The sequence below is a fragment of the Caulobacter sp. CCH9-E1 genome (assembly GCF_001556515.1).
Lineage (GTDB): Bacteria > Pseudomonadota > Alphaproteobacteria > Caulobacterales > Caulobacteraceae > Caulobacter.
In genome coordinates this window covers 1-530 of sequence record NZ_LSJA01000294.1, presented here as the reverse complement: position 1 = coordinate 530, position 530 = coordinate 1, and the positions used below count along the sequence as shown (strand labels likewise).

The window sequence follows — 530 nt, the reverse complement described above, 5'->3', positions numbered from 1 at the left end:
TCCTGGCGATGAAGATCACCTTCATCAACGAGATGGCCGACCTCTGCGAGAAGGTTGGCGCCGACGTCCAGTCGGTGGCCAAGGGTATTGGCCTGGACAAGCGGATCGGATCGAAGTTCCTGAACGCCGGTCCCGGCTACGGCGGCAGCTGCTTCCCGAAGGACACCATCGCTCTCGTCAAGACCGCCCAGGACTATGGCGCCCCGACCCGGCTGATCGAGACCACGGTCGAGGTCAATGACGCGCGCAAGAAGGCGATGGCCGCCAAGGTCGCCAAGGCGATCGGCTCGGAGGATCTCTCCGGCAAGACGATCGGGGTGCTGGGCCTTACCTTCAAGCCCAACACCGACGACATGCGCGACGCCCCGAGCCTCGACATCATCCCGGCCCTGCAGGCCCTGGGCGCCCAGGTCCAGGCCTTCGATCCCGAAGGCCGCCACGAGGCCGAGAAGCTACTGACGGCGATCGACTTCAAGGCCGGCGCCTACGAAGCCGCCGAGGGCGCCGACGCCCTGGTCATCCTGACCGAA

1 protein-coding gene is annotated in these 530 nt (G+C 66.0%); it reads left to right on the top strand.

Annotated features, from left to right (window positions below):
- Window positions 1–530: nucleotide sugar dehydrogenase (locus AX690_RS16510; RefSeq protein WP_156449708.1), on the top strand; the 530-nt coding region annotated here is incomplete at both ends.